At 35.6% G+C, this 332-nt stretch carries 1 pseudogene; it reads left to right on the forward strand.

Annotated features, from left to right (window positions below):
- Positions 1 to 202 precede the first annotated feature (202 nt).
- Positions 203 to 332: pseudogene (locus SSIN_RS10500) on the forward strand (IS481 family transposase); the annotation flags it as partial.

Consider the following 332-nt stretch of genomic DNA (forward strand, 5'->3'; position numbering starts at 1 on the left):
TTTTTTTGCTTTTTTGTAACTTTTTTCCAAACTGACTTTGCGAGATCGTTTTAAATACTTCAAAGATATGGGATTCAGTCCTATGTAGCGTTACAATAGATGTGAGACCTGAGTACCAAAAAAGAAGAAACCTTGATATGATTAGTTCTGACACAACCATCAAAAAAAAGGAGTCTTCTCATGAATAGTATACCACAAAACATCCGCTACCTGCCACNAAATCTTCTATAAACTCAAAACAAACAAAGGTTACCACAGGCATCCTTGCCCCCTCTTTCGTATCCTGAGAAAATTAGGCTTCTTCAAAGCTCCTAAAGAAAAGAAAAAAACCT

The organism is Streptococcus sinensis (assembly GCF_000767835.1).
Lineage (GTDB): Bacteria > Bacillota > Bacilli > Lactobacillales > Streptococcaceae > Streptococcus > Streptococcus sinensis.